Below are 16,347 nucleotides of genomic sequence, written 5' to 3'. Positions count from 1 at the left end.
GATATTGAGTCAGAGAAGCCTGAATGCTGTACTCCAGCCTCAGTTTCACGAGGTTTTGAGACAGCAATAATGAAAAAACCACCGATGCTGAAGGGGCGAGCCGATCCGGTATTCGACCTGTTGGGGACGTCACCCCACAAAGAGCGCCTCTCGGATTACCTCGCGCTGCTCAAACCGCTGGATGATCAGGGACGCTATCGACCTTTCGACGAGTTGCGCCACCGCTGGGCGCCAGGGCTGGATCCGCACCTGTGCTGGGCACTGGTGAAGAAAGCACGGACAGCGCAGTACTCAAGTGTGTTGCCACTGGGCGAGCCGCTTCAATGGGGCAACTTCATGCTCACACCGCTGGCGCAGAAGGCGATCTCCGCCGTCGACCGACAAGCGACGACGGCCGCGTTGGAGTTCATGACCAGCCAGATCGGTGAACACGCGCATTTCAGCTACCTGCTCAACGATCTGATCGAGGACGAAGCCATCAGCAGCAGCCAGCTCGAAGGCGCGGCGACCACGACGCGGGTGGCCAAGGACATGCTCAAGCGCAAGCGCCTGCCCCGCACGCCGGATGAGCGAATGGTGATAGGCAACTACAAAATGATGAACTTCGCCTGGGAAAATCGCTATGAAGACCTTAGTGTCGAATTGATTTTAGCCATGCATCGGGTCGGCGTTGAAGGCATCGATAACGCGCAATATTCGCCGGGGGCGTTCAGGGAAAACGATGACGTGGTGGTGCAGGACGGCGAGGGAAACACCGTGCATACACCGCCTCCTGCTGCGGGGCTGATGTCACGACTGCGCATGTTGTCGATGTGGATCAATCAGCCCCACAGCGATCCCGAACAACCGGATTACCTTCATCCTCTGATCAACGGCATCACACTGCATTTTGCGCTGGGCTATGAGCATCCTTTTCGCGATGGCAATGGCCGGGTCGCGCGGGCGCTTTTTTACTGGTACATGTTCAAGAATGACTTCTCGGCCTTTCGCTACATTGCGATCAGTATTTTGCTCCGCAACGCTCCAGTGAAATACGGGCGGTCTTATCTGAGCACTGAGGCGGATGACCTCGACCTGACTTACTTCATCGACTTCCAGTGTTCCGTAGTCCTGCGCGCTGTCAGGGGTTTTACCGATGCTTATCGGAAAAGTCTGGCGTATACCGACAGCTTTGATCGCTGGTTGTTGGCGTCCGGTTTTTTTGATCGGTTGACCGAAAAGCAACGGGCCGTGTTCCAAGTGGCGAAGAGCGGAATGGCCAAGGAGTTTACGGCGGTCAATGTGAAGGAAAATCTGGACTGCTCTTACAACACCGCGTCGGCAACCTTGAACGGTTTGGTCGCGTTGAACGTGTTCGAGAAGAGGAGGATGGGGCGCGAATGGGTGTTTTTTCTGCGAGCTGCATCGACGAGCTCGTGACTTGTGGGAGCGGGCTTGCTCGCGAAAGCGGTGGGTCAGTCGACATCAAATTCAACTGACCCACCGCTTTCGCGAGCAAGCCCGCTCCCACATGATTTGTGTTGAAGTTTAGAGCGTACCAAACACCTTCTTCGCCAGACTGGTCGCTGCCGCCGCAGGATTCTGGCGAATAGTTTCTTCCTGTTTGCCGATCATTTCGAACAAGCCGTTCAGTGCCTGTTCAGTGACGTAGCTTTCGATGTTGGCATTTTTTGTATCGATCACGCCCAGGGTCGCAGCTTGGCCGGCGAACGAGTTGTACTGCTTGGCCAGGCCGACCTGGTCGGTGGCCTGCTTGACGATGGGCAGGAACTTGACGCGGATCTGTTCGCGGCTGGTTTTATTCAGGTATTGGGTGGCCGCATCGTTGCCGCCGCTGAGGATGCCCTTGGCGTCTTCGACGGACATTTTCTTCACTGCGTCCACAAGGATCGGCTGGGCCTGGGTCACGGCGGTTTCCGCCGCTTTGTTCATGCTGGTTTCCAGCTGATCAACCTGGTCGCCCATGCCGAACTGCTTCATTTTGCTGGCGACCTTGCCCAGCTTGCCCGGCAGTTCGATCTTCACGTCCGGGTTGTTGCTGAACCCGCCCGGGGTGCCGAGTTGTTTCACGGCCAGTTGCGCGCCTTGGGTCAGGGCATCCTTGAGGCCGCCGGTAGCGTCTTTTTGCGACAGGTCACTGAGCGACAGCGCCATGGCGCTGGCGGAAATCATCAAACCTGCGCAGAGGCCGGCGAAGCGAAGAGTAGGGCGAAACATGGCGGTTTCCTTCTTTGGAGAAGAGCATTCAAAAAGAATCAGTGAGCGGAGGCGCGAGTTTTTCATCTAGTCGGCCTGCGTCGGTGTCGCGACCAGATCCGCCGCATCTTCGCTGCGATGCAATGCCACTTGCCGGATCGACAGGCGAATCTCCGCCGGCAATACGCGTTTGGCCGCGCCTTCGGCCAGTTCGCCAAGCAGTTCGTGATAGCTCAGCTTGCCGGCTTCATCGCGCTTGAGCACGTCGAGGTCGAGCAGGGTCTGGATGAAGTGGCGGAACAGGCTCTTGTCGAAAAACTCCGGGGCGTTCAGGCCATGCAGGATCGACAGGCGCTGGGCCATGACCGTGCACAGGTCTTCGAGTTCTTCGGCGCTGATGCTGTTCTGGCCGCTGTTGAGCAGCAGGGAAACGGTCATGTAGAAGCGCTGCAAGGTCTGGGCGATGCTTTTCGACAGCAAAGTCAGCAATACGAAATGCCGCGAACTCGGCGCCGGACGCAGGTAGACGTCGTTCTCGAAACGCAGCAGACCTTGCTCGACGAACGCTTCGAGCCATTGATCGATCACCGCATCCAGTTCGTCCAGCGACCAGCGAATGAACAGCTCCGATTGCAGGTACGGATACAGCGCGCGGGTGTAGCGCAGGATCTGCTCGCGGCTCATGCGCGAGGCGCTCTGGAAAAAACTCGCGAGCAACGCCGGCAGGGCGAAGATGTGCAGCACGTTGTTGCGGTAGTAGGTCATCAGGACGGCGTTTTGCTCGTCCAGGTACAGAACCTTGCCGAGCGCATCATTTTGTTCGGACAGCAGATCCATGTCCTTCACATGCTCGATCAACGCGCGCCCGTCACCTTCCGGCAGCGTGGTGTGCGGCGAGTACGGGACCTTGCGCAGCAGCGCCAGATACAGATCCAGCACCCGCGCCATCGCGCGATCGTCCAGCGCCAGTCGGCTGGTGGACAGCAATGCCAACGCCACAAGGTTGACCGGGTTGATCGCCGCCGCTTCGTTCAGGTGCTGCGCGACTTTTTCGCCGAGGCGGTTGGTGGTTTCGTTGAGCCAGGCCGGTTTGAACTGCGGGCCGAGTTCCTGCTGGCGCCAGTCCGGCTGTTCGCTGTCGAGGAATTCCGCCAGTTTGATCGGCTCGCCGAAGTTCACCGCCACTTGGCCAAAGCGCTGCTTCAGCGCGCCGATGACTTTGAAGATGTCGAAGATCGATTCTTTCTTCTTGCTCGCGCCACGCAATTCGCCGAGGTAGGTCCGGCCTTCCAGTACGCGCTCGTAGCCGATGTAGACCGGTACGAAAACGATCGGCATGCGCGACGAGCGCAGGAAGCTGCGCAAGGTAATCGCGAGCATTCCGGTTTTCGGTTGCAGCATGCGTCCGGTGCGTGAGCGGCCGCCCTCGACGAAGTACTCGACCGGGAAGCCTTTGGTGAACAGGGTGTGCAGGTATTCGTTGAACACCGAGGTGTAAAGCGGGTTGCCCTTGAAGGTGCGACGCATGAAAAACGCACCGCCACGGCGTAGCAGGCTGCCAATCACCGGCATGTTGAGATTGATCCCGGCGGCGATGTGCGGTGGCGTCAGGCCATTGCGGAACAGCAGGTAAGAAAGCAGCAAGTAGTCGATGTGGCTGCGATGGCACGGCACATAGATCACTTCGTGACCCTGAGCGACTTTCTGCACGCCTTCGATATGGTTGACCTTGATCCCGTCGTAGATCTTGTTCCAGAACCAGCTCAGCACCACTTCCAGAAAACGGATCGCGGTGTAGGTGTAGTCCGAGGCGATCTCGTTACCGTAGCGCAGGGCCTGGGCCTTGGCTTTCTCCGGGGAAATGTTCTCTCGTTCGGCCTCGTCGAGGATCGCTTGCTTGACCAGCGGCTGATTGAGCAGGCCTTTGACCAGGTTGCGGCGGTGGGAAATGTCCGGGCCGATGACGGCGGCTTTGAGGTTGCGGAAGTGCACCCGCAGAATCCGTTGGGCCATGCGCACGGTGCGCTCGTGACCCTTGTCGTGCTCGATCAGTTCACGTAGGTGGATCGGCGCGGAGAATTGCACGCGGGTCTTGCGCCCCAGCACAATGATGCTCAGCAAGCGGCGCAGACGCCCGGTGACCGCCCAGCTGTCGGCGAAGAGCAGTTTCCACGGGCTCGATTCGCTGTCCGGCGACTGGCCCCAGAACACGCTGACCGGAATGATCTGCGCGTCTTCGGCGGCATTCTGGCTCAGGGCGCTGACCAGGCGGGTCAGGGTCGGCGGCGCGCCGCGTTTGTCCTGACGGCCGAGCCAGTCGGGCTCAGGTGTCAGGTAGAAGAACGCGGCGGGTTCCAGCAGGTTACCCACCGACACCGGCAGCACCGGGCGGGGCAGGCCGGCTTTGCTGCACTCGGTGTCGACCACGGCGAGGTCGGTCAGCGAAGGGTTTTGCAGGACATAGAACACCGGACGACTGCGGTCGAGGTTGAGGGTGAACGACGACTGATTGATTGTCTCCGAGCGAACCCAGAGATAGAGCAGTCGGCGCAGGGTGCCAAACACAAGACGGCGGAACGGGGAACGGGTCATACGGCTTCTGCGCAAGTGGATAAAACCGAGCAAATGCTCAGGCGGCCGATAGTGTGCCGTATTCGCCGAAAATCGGCAAAAAAGCGGCTAAGTAAAGTTGAGTTGAGAGTTTTCACGCCTGTCATATACTCGCCCGCTCAACAATAAAAAGAAGGGGTAACGATTCATGGCTACGCGTGAAACCGGCAATGTGAAGTGGTTCAACGACGCCAAGGGCTACGGTTTTATTCAGCGCGCGGACGGGGTGGATGTGTTCGTGCATTACCGCGCGATTCGCGGTGAAGGCCACCGTTCACTGACCGAAGGCCAGCAGGTTGAATATGCGGTGGTGACCGGGGAGAAGGGCTTGCAGGCTGAGGATGTGGTGGGGTTGTAAACCCGTTTCATGCCTCACACAAAACAACTGTGGGAGCGAGCTTGCTCGCGATTGCGGTGTGTCAGCCAAGTTGATGTCGACTGACAAGACCCCATCGCGAGCAAGCTCGCTCCCACAGGTTTTGTGTACAGACTTTAAACAGTTTTCCAGGTGATTTCTTCTTCGCCATCTGCGCTGATGCGCATCCAGCGATCCGCTGTTTCCTCACCTTCTTCCTCGACCCAGCTCCCCGGTGCGCAACGTACTTCGACGTTCAGCGCGGCAAACGCGGCGCGGGCGCAGGCGATGTCGTCTTCCCACGGGGTTTGATCACTTTCCAGGTACAGGCTGTTCCATTTGCCGACGGCTTTCGGCAGCCAGGTCACCGGCACGTTGCCAGCCTTGCACTTGTAGGTCTGGCCTTTCTGAACCCAGTCGGTGCACGGACCTAACGCGGTGCCGAGCCAGGCGGCAACGGTCTTGTAGTCGACGTCGGCGTCTTTCAGGTAAATCTCGATATCGGGTTGGCGCATGGATGTCCTCACTGCGGGTCTGAAAAATCCATTCGCGGATTTAGCCGGCCTCGAGCCGTTGCTCAAGACCAATAATTAAGATTGAAGAACAAAGTAATCGTAACGCATCGACACGGTGACCTCGAACGGCTCGGCCTGTTCGATGACCGCCGCCCGGCGTTCGGCACTGGCGCGCCAGCCGTGCGGTGTCATGGCCAACAGGTTGGCGCGATCCTGACCCTTTGAAAGCGTCAGTTTGAACTCCAGTGTTTCGCTGTGTTGCAGCGCCATGCCTTCCGGCACCAGCGCGAGATGCTTGTCGTCGGTGTATTCACGCACCTCGTCGTACAGCCGCTCGCGCAATTCCATCAGATGGCCGCTGGTCGGTCCGACTTTCATCAAGCCGCCGCCGGGGCTGAGCAAGCGCTTGGCTTCCTCCCAATCCAGCGGGCTGAAGACGCTGGCAAGAAACTGGCAACTGCCCGACGCCAAGGGCACCCGCGCCATGCTGGCGATCAACCAGGTCAGCTGCGGGTTGCGTTTGCAGGCGCGTTTGACCGCTTCTCGAGAGATATCCAGCGCGTAACCGTCAGCGTTGGGCAGGGCCTCGGCGATTTGCGCGGTGTAGTAACCCTCGCCACAACCGATGTCGAGCCAGCGCTGCGGCGCGTACCCGGCTGCCAGTTCCGCCAGGCGCCTGGCCACCGGCGCGTAATGGCCGGCATTCAAGAAGTCGCGACGGGCTTCGACCATCGCCAGGTTATCCCCAGGGTCGCGGCTGTTTTTGTGCTGCACCGGCAACAGGTTCAAATAACCCTGGCGCGCACGGTCGAAGCGATGCCCGGCGGGGCAGGCCACGCCGTTGTCCACCGCGTTCAGCGGTTCGCTGCAGATCGGGCAGGCGAGCATCAGGCGAGCAACTTGATCAGGGTCTGGTAGTAGATTTCGGTCAGCACATCGAGGTCGGCGGCCAGTACGCGCTCGTTGACCTGGTGAATCGTCGCGTTGACCGGGCCCAGCTCGACCACTTGCGTGCCCATGGTCGCGATGAAGCGCCCGTCGGAGGTGCCGCCGCTGGTGGAGGCTTTGGTTTCGCGACCGGTGATGTCCTTGATGCTCGAGGCCACGGCGTCCAGCAATGCGCCCGGTTCGGTCAGGAACGGCAGACCGGACAGGGCCCAGTCGATGTGCCAGTCCAGGCCATGCTTGTCGAGAATGTCGGCGACGCGCTTTTGCAGGCCTTCGACGGTGGATTCGGTGGAGAAGCGGAAGTTGAACACCGCCACCAGATCACCTGGGATCACGTTGGTCGCGCCAGTGCCGGAGTTCACATTGGAAATCTGGAAACTGGTTGGCGGGAAGAAATCGTTGCCGTGGTCCCAATGCTCGGCGGCCAGTTCAGCCAGTGCCGGGGCGGCGAGGTGAATCGGGTTCTTGGCCAGGTGCGGATAGGCCACGTGACCCTGCACGCCACGCACGGTCAGTTTGGCGCCAAGGGAACCGCGACGGCCGTTCTTGACCACGTCGCCCACCAGTGTGGTGCTCGACGGTTCGCCGACGATGCACCAGTCTAGACGTTCCTTGCGCACGGCGAGGCGTTCAACGACGGCTTTGGTGCCGTGGTGCGCCGGACCTTCTTCGTCGCTGGTGATCAGGAACGCGACCTTGCCCATGTGATCCGGGTAGTCGGCGACGAAACGCTCGGCGGCCACGGTCATGGCGGCGAGGCTGCCTTTCATGTCTGCGGCGCCACGGCCGCAAAGCATGCCGTGTTCGTCAATCAGCGCGTTAAAGGGCTCGATCTGCCAGGCCGTCACCGGACCGGTCGGGACCACGTCGGTGTGACCGGCGAAACACAGCACCGGGCCGTCGTGTTTGCCGTGGGTCGCCCAAAAGTTATCCACATCTTCGATGCGCATCGGTTCAAGGGTGAAACCGGCATCGCCCAGGCGCTGCATCATCTGCTTCTGGCAATCGGCGTCGACCGGTGTCACGGACGGACGGCGGATCAGGTCGATGGCGAGTTGAAGCGTCGGCGAAAGGTCGGCGTGGGCCGTCATGGAAAACTCCGGAAGATCCTAATGTGGGAGCGAGCTTGCTCGCGATTGCGCAATCACCGTCAACATAGATGTTGAATGTGACGGACTCATCGCGAGCAAGCTCGCTCCCACAGAAATATGGTCAGGCGATTGAGGCCCAAGGCCTGCAAAATGGCGGTTATCTTAAAGCAAAACGGCGGCCATTGGCCGCCGTTTAGTGCATCTGCAAAGATTTAGACTGCCGGTGCCGTTTGCGCCTCGACTGCCGGTTTCGGCAGTGAAGACAGGAACGCCATGATCAGTGCTGCCAGGTACGGCAGCGACTGCACCAGCAACATGATCACCCAGAAGCGCATGTCGTTGCTCGGCAGACCGTTCACCAGGAAGATCCCCAGCGCCGCGCCCCACAACAGCAGCATGATGAACATCTCTTCGCGCGCCTCCGAAATCGCCACCCAGAAGCCGTGGTTATCAGCGTTTTTCGGCGTGCGGAAGAACGGAATACTGCTGGTGAAGAAACCGTACAACACCGCTTTGGCGATGGTGTGCGACAACGCCAGGCCCGCCAATGCCGCACAGAACGCATCCTTCAGGTTCACGCCAACGGCGCGACGGTAGAGGAAGATGATCTTGCCGACCTTGAACACGAACAGCGCCAATGGCGGAATCGCGAAAATCAGCAGCGGCGGATCGACCCGCTGCGGCACGATGATCATTGCCGCCGACCACAACAGCGCACCCACCGTGAAGAAAATGTTCATGCCATCCGCCACCCACGGCAACCAGCCCGCGAGGAAGTGGTAACGCTGGCCACGGGTCAGTTCGGTGTCCTTGCCGCGCAGCAAACTGGCGGTGTGACGCTTGATGATCTGAATCGCACCGTAAGCCCAGCGGAAACGCTGTTTCTTGAAGTCGATGAAGGTATCGGGCATCAGGCCTTTGCCGTAGCTGGTGTGGTAATACGCCGCCGACAGACCTTTCTCGAACACGCGCAGACCCAGTTCGGCGTCTTCACAGATGCACCAGTCGGCCCAACCGAGTTCTTCGAGCACCGAGCGCCGGGTCATGGTCATGGTGCCGTGCTGGATGATCGCGTCACGGTCGTTACGGGTGACCATGCCAATGTGGAAGAAGCCTTTGTATTCCGCGTAGCAGAGCTTCTTGAAGGTGCTTTCGTTCTGGTCGCGGTAATCCTGCGGCGACTGCACCACGGCGATTTTCGGATCGGCGAAGTGCGGCACCATGTGCTTGAGCCAGTTCGGGTCGACGCAGTAATCCGAGTCGATCACCGCAATCACTTCAGCATCCTTGGCGGTGTGCGGAATCAGGTAGTTCAGCGCGCCGCCCTTGAAACCGGCCAGCGGTGCGACGTGGAAGAACTTGAAGCGTGGGCCGAGGGTTGCGCAGTAATCGCGCACCGGTTCCCAGACCGCCGGGTCCTTGGTGTTGTTGTCGATGATCAGGACTTCGAAGTCCGGATAGTCGAGGTTGGCCAGGGCGTTGAGGGTCTGTTTGACCATCTCTGGCGGCTCGTTGTAGCAAGGGACGTGAATCGAGACTTTCGGTCGGTAATGCGAGTCCCCCACCACCGGCAGGAATTCGCGCCGGCGTTTGTGGGTCCAGACCGCTTCGGCCAGCTCATGTGCCTCGGTCAGCAGTACGATAAACACCCCGAGTGCGCCGAGGGCGAGGAGAAATCCTACCGTCAGACTGAACCAGGTGCTGTATTGCTGGCTGTAGTCATAGCCGATCCACACCAGCACCGAACCGCAAAGGAACGCGATAAAGGTCAGGAAAGTGCGGCCGCGTTGACGCAGGGCCGAGCCGTCGATCATCAGCAAGGTCAGGGAAAGCAATGCCAACACGACCGAGCCGATAGCCAGCACCCGCCACTGCGGGATCGCTACTACCGGGCCTTCGAAATTGAATTTCTGCTGGCGCGCGGCGTTGAACACGCCCCAATACGCGCCCACCGAGCCTTCGTCACTGGCTTTCCACGGCTGGTCGAAAGCCTCGATCACGAAGTAGTTGAAGCCTTGGCGATTGAGCTTGTTGACCAGTGTGCGCAGGTAGATCGCCTGATCGGCAGGCGACGCATCGGCGCCGCCGCGCATACGACCGTTGCTCGGCCAGCCGACTTCGGACAGCAGGAGCGGCTTTTTCGGAAACATCTTCTTCAGATCGCGCGCGCGCTCAAGTACGAATTGTCCCGATTGCTCCATCGGAACATGTTCCCAGTAAGGCAGGACGTGTGCGGCGATCAGGTCGACGTGCTTGGCCAGACTCGGGTTCTCTTCCCAGATGTGCCACTGCTCGGACGTCGTCACCGGCACCTTCACGGCGGCACGGACGCGATCAAGGATCACGCTCAGTTCCGCGGCGGTAATTTCCTTACGGAAAATCGCCTCGTTGCCTACAACCACACGAACCACGCTGCGGGAGGAGTTGGCGATTTCGATGGCACGCGTGATTTCGCGCTCGTTGCGCTCCAGGTCCGGGCTGATCCAGATACCGAGGGTGACCCGCAGGCCGAACTCTTCAGCGAGCTTAGGAATGTCCTGCAGAGTGCCATCGACCGAGTAAGTGCGGATGTTGTCCGTCAGCTTGCTCATGATCTCCAGGTCGCGACGCATCTCATCGTCGGTCGGGTACTGCTCTTTTTGCGGGTACTGGCCTTGCTGGAAGGGCGAGTAGGAAAACCCGGAGATTTGTTCAGGCCAGTTGGGGGTGGTGACCGGGCGATTGATCAGCGCCCAGAAGCCGGTAAACAAGGCAGCGATGGCGAGCACCACGACCAGGTTGAGTCCAAATTTACGCGATGACATAGCTATTTCGGGTTCCAAAGGCTGTGGAACGGAGGAACGGTCGGCAGTGAGCCAAGGGGCGCGCATCCTACACCGTGCTTTCCCCGACCGTACAGCGGACAGGGAATTGCTCGATATTGGGCAATCCAACTCGGTTTAAGTTCTTTCGTTAGAGCTTGCCGGGCAAATCTTCGTTCGATGCCGTTTCATCAAGGCTGGAAAGTCGTCCGTTCATAGCGCAAAGATGTTCATGGCCGCCGACGGCCCTATAATGCCCGCCGGTTTTTGGGGTAATGGTCATGAGTACAGAAGATCCGCGGTTTGCAGGCATCGCCCGTTTGTATGGCATTGAAGGGCTTGAGCGCTTGCGCGCGGCCCATGTGGCGATCGTCGGCGTCGGTGGCGTCGGTTCATGGGCGGCAGAAGCCATCGCCCGCTGTGGCGTCGGCGAGATTTCGTTGTTCGACCTGGACGACGTCTGCGTCAGCAACGCCAACCGTCAACTGCATGCGCTGGACAGCACCGTCGGCAAACCCAAGGTCGAGGTGATGGCCGAGCGCCTGCGCGGGATCAACCCGGACTGCAAGGTCCACGCAGTGGCGGATTTCGTCACCCGCGAGACCATGGCCGAGTACATCACGCCGAAAATCGACTGCGTGATCGACTGCATTGACAGCGTGAATGCCAAAGCGGCGCTGATCGCCTGGTGCAAACGTCGCAAGATCCAGATCATCACCACCGGCGGGGCGGGCGGGCAAATTGATCCGACGCTGATTCAGGTGTGCGACTTGAACCGCACGTTTAACGACCCGTTAGCCTCGAAAGTGCGTTCGACCCTGCGCCGTGATTACAACTTCTCCCGTACCGTGACCCGTCATTACAGCGTGCCGTGCGTGTTTTCCACCGAGCAGCTGCGTTATCCGAAGCCGGATGGCAGCATTTGCCTGCAGAAGAGTTTTGTCGGGGATGGCGTGAAACTGGACTGCGCCGGCGGGTTTGGTGCGGTGATGATGGTGACGGCGACGTTTGGCATGGTCGCAGCGACCAAGGCTGTGGATAAGATCGTGGCGGGTGTGCGGCGCCCGGCGGATCGGGTTAAACCTGAGGTTTAGAGGTTGCTGCTGACGGCCTCATCGCGAGCAAGCTCGCTCCCACATTGGAATGCGATTCCCTGTGGGAGCGAGCTTGCTCGCGATGGCGGTTAACCAGCCAACTCATTCATCCGCTGTAGCACGGCGTTCAAACCATTGCTGCGCGACGACGACAGATGCCGGTTCAGACCTAGCTGGGTGAACCAGTCCGGTAGGTCCACCTGCTGCAATTCGACAGCCGACAACCCGTTAACCCGCGCCAACAACAACGCCACCAACCCGCGAATCAATCGCGCATCACTGCTCGCGGCAAACTGCCAGTGACCGTCCTGCAGCGAGCCCACCAACCACACCTGGCTTTCACAGCCATGCACGCGGTTGGCGTCGACCTTGTCCACATCGCTCAACGCTGGCAGACGGTCGCCCCATTGCATCAGCAGCCGCGCCCGTTGCTCCCAGCCAGCGGCAGCCTGAAAGGTTTCTAGCGCCGTGACGGCATCAGCCGGGAGGTTCATCGCAACAGCTCCAGTGCCTGATCCAGCGCTTCAAAGAACCGCTCCAGATCTTCGGAATCGTTGTACAGCGCCAACGACACCCGGATCGCCCCGGCCAGTTCAAAGCTTTTCAGCAGCGGCATGGCACAGTGATGACCGGCGCGCACAGCGATTCCCTGTTCTGTCAGCAAATGCGCCAGATCCGAGTTATGCACACCCTCGACAACAAAACTCGCCAGCGCCAGTTGTGGTTTGCCCAGCAGCCGGATGCCGTTGCGTGCCTCAAGACCTTTCAACAAATAGTCGTGCAGCGCGGCCTCATGAGCGCAAACCGCGTCCTGATCGAGGCCCGCGAGGTAATCCAGCGTCGCCCCCAAACCAATCACGCTGGAAATGGGCGGCGTTCCGGCCTCAAACCCCAGGGGTGCCGGACGAAAGCGTGCGTGCTGGTAATCCGCATCCAGCACCATCTCACCGCCGAATTGCCAATGACGCAGATGCTTGAGCGCTTCATGGCGCCCGAACAACACGCCCAAGCCATCGGGGCCGTACAGCTTGTGGCTGGAAAACACATAGAAATCGCAACCCAACGCCTGCACGTCGTGCCGGCCATGAACCACGCCTTGCGCGCCATCGACCACGGTCAACGCGCCGTGGGCCTTGGCCATCGCCAACAGCGCAGGCAACGGCTGCCAGGCGCCGAGCACGTTGGACAACTGGCTGACCGCCAGCAAGCGAGTCTGCGAACCCATCAACGACGCGGCGGCATCGAGGTCAATCAAACCGTCGGTATCCAGCGGCAGGATCACCAGCTTCAACTCGCGACGGCGGGCCAGTTGCTGCCATGGCAGCAGGTTGGCGTGATGCTCCAGAGCGCTGATGACAATCTCGTCGCCCTGCTCGAATAAATGCTCCAGTCCATACGCCAGTAGGTTCAGCGCGGAGGTTGCGCCGTGGGTAAAGATGATTTGCCCACATTCGCCGGCATTGAGCCAATGGGCGACTTTACTGCGGCTGTCCTCGAATGCCTGGGTGGCATGCGCGCCGGGCAGGTGTTGCGCCCGATGCACGTTGGCCGCGCCATTGGCGTAGTAGTGCGCCAGGGCATCCAGCAGGGCTTGAGGTTTTTGAGTAGTGGCAGCGTTGTCCAGATAGGTCTGGTCTTGCCGTTGCAATGCGGCGATGGCCGGAAAATCGGCGCGCCAGGGAGACGGAATCATCATGCTATCGGGCCCTGCTAAACATGGCGGGTGTACGACGGCCCCCTGTAGGAGCGAGCTTGCTCGCGATGGACGTCAACGATAACGCGCGGTATCGGACAGCACGCGTTGTCTATACGTTCTTCGCGAGCAAGCTCGCTCCTACACAGGTGATCGTGGGACGCGTTGCTTAGTTGTGAGCGTGCAGCGCTTCGTTCAGTTCGATCGCCGATTTGTGGGTTTTGCATTCCACGGCACCGGTTTCCGAATTGCGGCGGAACAGCAGGTCAGGCTGACCGGCCAGTTCACGGGCCTTCACGACCTTGACCAGCTTGTTGTTTTCGTCCAGCAGCGCCACTTTGGTACCAGCGGTCACGTACAGGCCCGATTCAACGGTGTTGCGGTCGCCCAATGGGATACCGATACCGGCGTTGGCGCCGATCAGGCAGCCTTCGCCGACCTTGATCACGATGTTGCCGCCGCCCGACAGGGTGCCCATGGTCGAGCAACCGCCGCCCAGGTCAGAACCCTTGCCGACGAAGACACCCGCGGACACGCGGCCTTCGATCATGCCCGGGCCTTCGGTGCCCGCGTTGAAGTTGATGAAACCTTCATGCATCACGGTGGTGCCTTCGCCGACGTAGGCGCCCAGACGCAGACGCGCCGCATCAGCGATACGCACACCGGCCGGAACCACGTAGTCCGTCATTTTTGGGAACTTGTCCACCGAGAACACTTCCAGCAGCTCGCCGCGCAGGCGGGCTTCCAGTTGACGCTCGGCCAGTTCGGCGAGGTCGACTGCGCCCTGGCTGGTCCAGGCCACGTTCGGCAGAAGGGGGAACACGCCCGCCAGGTTCAGGCCGTGCGGCTTGACCAGTCGGTGGGACAGCAGGTGCAGCTTGAGGTAAGCCTCAGGCGTGGACGTCAGTTGCGCGTCTTCGGCCAGAATGGTTGCGACCAGCGGTTTGTGACTTTCGGCGAGACGGGTCAGCAAGGCAGCCTGGGCGGCATCGACGCCTTTGACGGCTTCAGCCAGTTGCGAGGCCTGAGCGTTAGTGAATGCGATGGCCTGATTGCCCTCGGTGTAACCCAGAACCGGCGCGATGGCCGCAATCAATTCGGCCGACGGATTAAGCAGGGGTTGTGCGTAAAACACTTCCAGCCAGGCGCCCTGACGATTTTGAGTGCCGACACCAAAGGCCAGGCTGAACGGGGTAGTAGACATGTGAATACCTCTAACAAAATTGAACGGGCAGGCTTACTCGAGCGCTGCCGCGTAGATCTCTGGCTTGAAGCCAATCAGGGTTCGGTCACCGAGATCGAGCACCGGGCGCTTGATCATCGAGGGTTGTGCGAGCATCAGTTCGATGGCTTTCGGCTGGTCGAGATCGGCTTTGCGTTCGTCGTCGAGCTTGCGAAAGGTCGTGCCTGCACGGTTCAACACCACTTGCCAGCCGTGCTCGTCGCACCATTGGGTCAGGTGTTCACGGTCGATTCCGGCCGTTTTGTAATCATGAAAATCATAGCTGGCAGCGTGTTCATCGAGCCAGGTGCGCGCCTTTTTCATGGTGTCGCAAGCTTTGATGCCGAAAAGGTGCAACGTTTTGCTTGAAACGGTCAAGGAATTGCCCCCTTTACAGGTGCTGGAACAAAGGTCCGGGATTATGCCATGACCGGACGGTTTCGCGGTGGCGTTGGTCCGGTGCACACGAAACCCTGTAGGCGCTGGCTTGCCAGCGATCGCGGTAGGTCAGCGACGGCGTTGAATGAAGTCGCGAATACGTTCGGCCGCTTCGACACATTCAGCCAGCGGCGCTACTAGTGCCATGCGCACCCGACCGGCACCCGGATTGACGCCGTCGACATCGCGCGACAGGTACGAACCCGGCACCACCGTCACATGCTCCTGTTCGAACAGATCGCGGCAGAAAACGGCGTCATCGCTTCCAACATTCGGCCACAAGTAAAATCCGCCATCCGGACGTTGCACATCCATCACCGGACCAAGAATTTCCAGCACCGCGTCATACTTCTCGCGATACAGCGCACGATTCGCCCGCACATGCACTTCGTCATTCCAGGCGGCCACGCTCGCCAGTTGGGTTTGAACCGGCATCGCGCAGCCGTGATAAGTGCGGTACAGCAGGAAGCCTTTGAGAATGTCGGCATCACCGGCCACAAAACCCGAACGCAGCCCGGGCAGGTTGGAACGCTTGGACAGGCTGTGGAATACCACGCAACGCTTGAAGTCCTTGCGACCCAGTTCCGCGCAGGCGCTGAGCAGGCCGGCCGGTGGGGTTTGTTCGTCGAAGTACAGTTCGCTGTAGCACTCGTCCGCCGCGATCACGAAGTCATATTCGTCGGCGAGGGTGATCAGTTTTTTCAGGGTTTCAACCGGGATCAGGGCGCCAGTCGGATTGCCCGGCGAGCACAGGAACAGGATCTGGCAGCGTTTCCAGATGTCCGGGGAAACCGCGTCGAAGTCCGGGTTGAAGCCGTTTTCATCCAGGCAAGGCAGGTAATGCGGCTTGGCGCCGGCGAGGAACGCTGCACCTTCATAGATCTGATAGAACGGGTTCGGACTGACCACCAGCGCATCGTCCCCTCGGTTGACCACGGTCTGGGTGAATGCGAACAGTGCCTCACGCGTGCCGTTGACCGGCAGCACGTTGCGCGCCGGGTCGAGCCAGCCGCTCGGGACTTTGAAGCGGCGTTCGCACCAGGCGGCGATCGCTTCGCGCAGGGCCGCAATACCCAAGGTGGTCGGATAAACGGCCATCTGATCCAGATTGCTTGCCAGGGCTTCGGCGACAAAGCTTGGCGAACGGTGCTTCGGCTCGCCGATGGACAGTGCGATAGGGCGCTTGTCCGGGTTTGGCGTGACGCTGCCGAGCAGGGCGCGGAGCTTTTCGAACGGGTAAGGCTGCAACTGGGTCAGAGCGATGTTCATAAGGGCCTCGTTCAATGTGGGAGGGGTGATGCGGCAATCCGACTTGCTCGTGAAAGCGGTGTGTCAGATACGATGATGTCGACTGAACCACCGCCTTCGCGAGCAAGCCCGCTCC

14 protein-coding genes are annotated in these 16,347 nt (G+C 60.0%); 3 read left to right on the top strand and 11 right to left on the bottom strand.

Features of this window, described 5'->3' with window-relative positions; translation table 11 throughout:
* Positions 1–69 precede the first annotated feature (69 nt).
* Positions 70–1,419, top strand: coding sequence for a Fic family protein (locus ACYZT9_RS21395; protein WP_462007294.1), 1,350 nt, complete (start codon positions 70–72; stop codon positions 1,417–1,419).
* A gap of 108 nt (positions 1,420–1,527) precedes the next feature.
* Here the strand turns inward: ACYZT9_RS21395 and ACYZT9_RS21390 are convergent, their stop codons facing one another.
* Both ACYZT9_RS21390 and plsB read right to left on the bottom strand, forming a co-directional pair.
* Positions 1,528–2,217, bottom strand: coding sequence for a DUF4197 domain-containing protein (locus ACYZT9_RS21390; RefSeq protein WP_462007293.1), 690 nt, complete (start codon positions 2,215–2,217; stop codon positions 1,528–1,530).
* Between the two features lie 66 nt (positions 2,218–2,283).
* Positions 2,284–4,788: a glycerol-3-phosphate 1-O-acyltransferase PlsB gene (gene plsB, locus ACYZT9_RS21385; RefSeq protein ID WP_462007292.1), complete on the bottom strand. Its 2,505-nt coding sequence runs from the start codon at positions 4,786–4,788 to the stop codon at positions 2,284–2,286.
* Positions 4,789–4,954: 166 nt separating this feature from the next.
* On the opposite strand from plsB, the gene ACYZT9_RS21380 reads away from it, so the two are divergent.
* On the top strand, positions 4,955–5,164 hold the full coding sequence (locus ACYZT9_RS21380; protein ID WP_017336686.1) for a cold-shock protein: 210 nt from the start codon (positions 4,955–4,957) through the stop codon (positions 5,162–5,164).
* A gap of 134 nt (positions 5,165–5,298) precedes the next feature.
* On the opposite strand, the gene ACYZT9_RS21375 is transcribed toward ACYZT9_RS21380, so the two are convergent.
* The 4 genes from ACYZT9_RS21375 to ACYZT9_RS21360 all read right to left on the bottom strand — a co-directional run bounded on the left by ACYZT9_RS21375 (position 5,299) and on the right by ACYZT9_RS21360 (position 10,519).
* Complete coding sequence (locus ACYZT9_RS21375; RefSeq protein WP_462007291.1) at positions 5,299–5,676, bottom strand: hypothetical protein; 378 nt, start codon at positions 5,674–5,676, stop codon at positions 5,299–5,301.
* 75 nt (positions 5,677–5,751) lie between these two features.
* Positions 5,752–6,564 (bottom strand): putative RNA methyltransferase, encoded by an 813-nt coding sequence (locus tag ACYZT9_RS21370; RefSeq protein WP_462007290.1) that lies wholly within the window; start codon positions 6,562–6,564, stop codon positions 5,752–5,754.
* A complete protein-coding gene (gene dapE, locus ACYZT9_RS21365) occupies positions 6,564–7,715 on the bottom strand; it encodes a succinyl-diaminopimelate desuccinylase (protein ID WP_462007289.1) in 1,152 nt (383 codons plus the stop codon). The genes ACYZT9_RS21370 and dapE overlap by 1 nt, the downstream gene beginning before the upstream one ends.
* Positions 7,716–7,927: 212 nt before the next feature.
* Entirely contained in the window at positions 7,928–10,519 is a 2,592-nt protein-coding gene (locus ACYZT9_RS21360; protein ID WP_462007288.1) for a glycosyltransferase, read from the bottom strand.
* A gap of 278 nt (positions 10,520–10,797) precedes the next feature.
* Between ACYZT9_RS21360 and tcdA the strand changes: the two genes are divergently transcribed.
* On the top strand, positions 10,798–11,610 hold the full coding sequence (tcdA, locus tag ACYZT9_RS21355) for a tRNA cyclic N6-threonylcarbamoyladenosine(37) synthase TcdA (RefSeq protein WP_462007287.1): 813 nt from the start codon (positions 10,798–10,800) through the stop codon (positions 11,608–11,610).
* Between the two features lie 89 nt (positions 11,611–11,699).
* On the opposite strand, the gene ACYZT9_RS21350 is transcribed toward tcdA, so the two are convergent.
* The 5 genes from ACYZT9_RS21350 to dapC form a co-directional block, all read right to left on the bottom strand.
* A complete protein-coding gene (locus ACYZT9_RS21350) occupies positions 11,700–12,104 on the bottom strand; it encodes a SufE family protein (RefSeq protein WP_462007286.1) in 405 nt (134 codons plus the stop codon).
* On the bottom strand, positions 12,101–13,306 hold the full coding sequence (locus tag ACYZT9_RS21345; protein ID WP_462007285.1) for an aminotransferase class V-fold PLP-dependent enzyme: 1,206 nt from the start codon (positions 13,304–13,306) through the stop codon (positions 12,101–12,103). Before ACYZT9_RS21345 ends, ACYZT9_RS21350 begins: the two co-directional genes overlap by 4 nt.
* Positions 13,307–13,472: 166 nt before the next feature.
* On the bottom strand, positions 13,473–14,507 hold the full coding sequence (gene dapD / locus ACYZT9_RS21340) for a 2,3,4,5-tetrahydropyridine-2,6-dicarboxylate N-succinyltransferase (protein ID WP_462007284.1): 1,035 nt from the start codon (positions 14,505–14,507) through the stop codon (positions 13,473–13,475).
* Positions 14,508–14,540: 33 nt separating this feature from the next.
* Entirely contained in the window at positions 14,541–14,903 is a 363-nt protein-coding gene (locus ACYZT9_RS21335) for an ArsC family reductase (protein WP_462007283.1), read from the bottom strand.
* A 129-nt stretch (positions 14,904–15,032) separates the two neighbouring features.
* Positions 15,033–16,232, bottom strand: a complete 1,200-nt coding sequence (dapC, locus tag ACYZT9_RS21330; protein WP_462007282.1) for a succinyldiaminopimelate transaminase — start codon at positions 16,230–16,232, stop codon at positions 15,033–15,035.
* Positions 16,233–16,347 lie beyond the last annotated feature (115 nt).

The sequence above is a fragment of the Pseudomonas sp. ZT5P21 genome, assembly GCF_054897785.1.
Note: the sequence above shows the minus strand (reverse complement) of the source record. Positions and strands in the feature narration are given on the sequence as shown.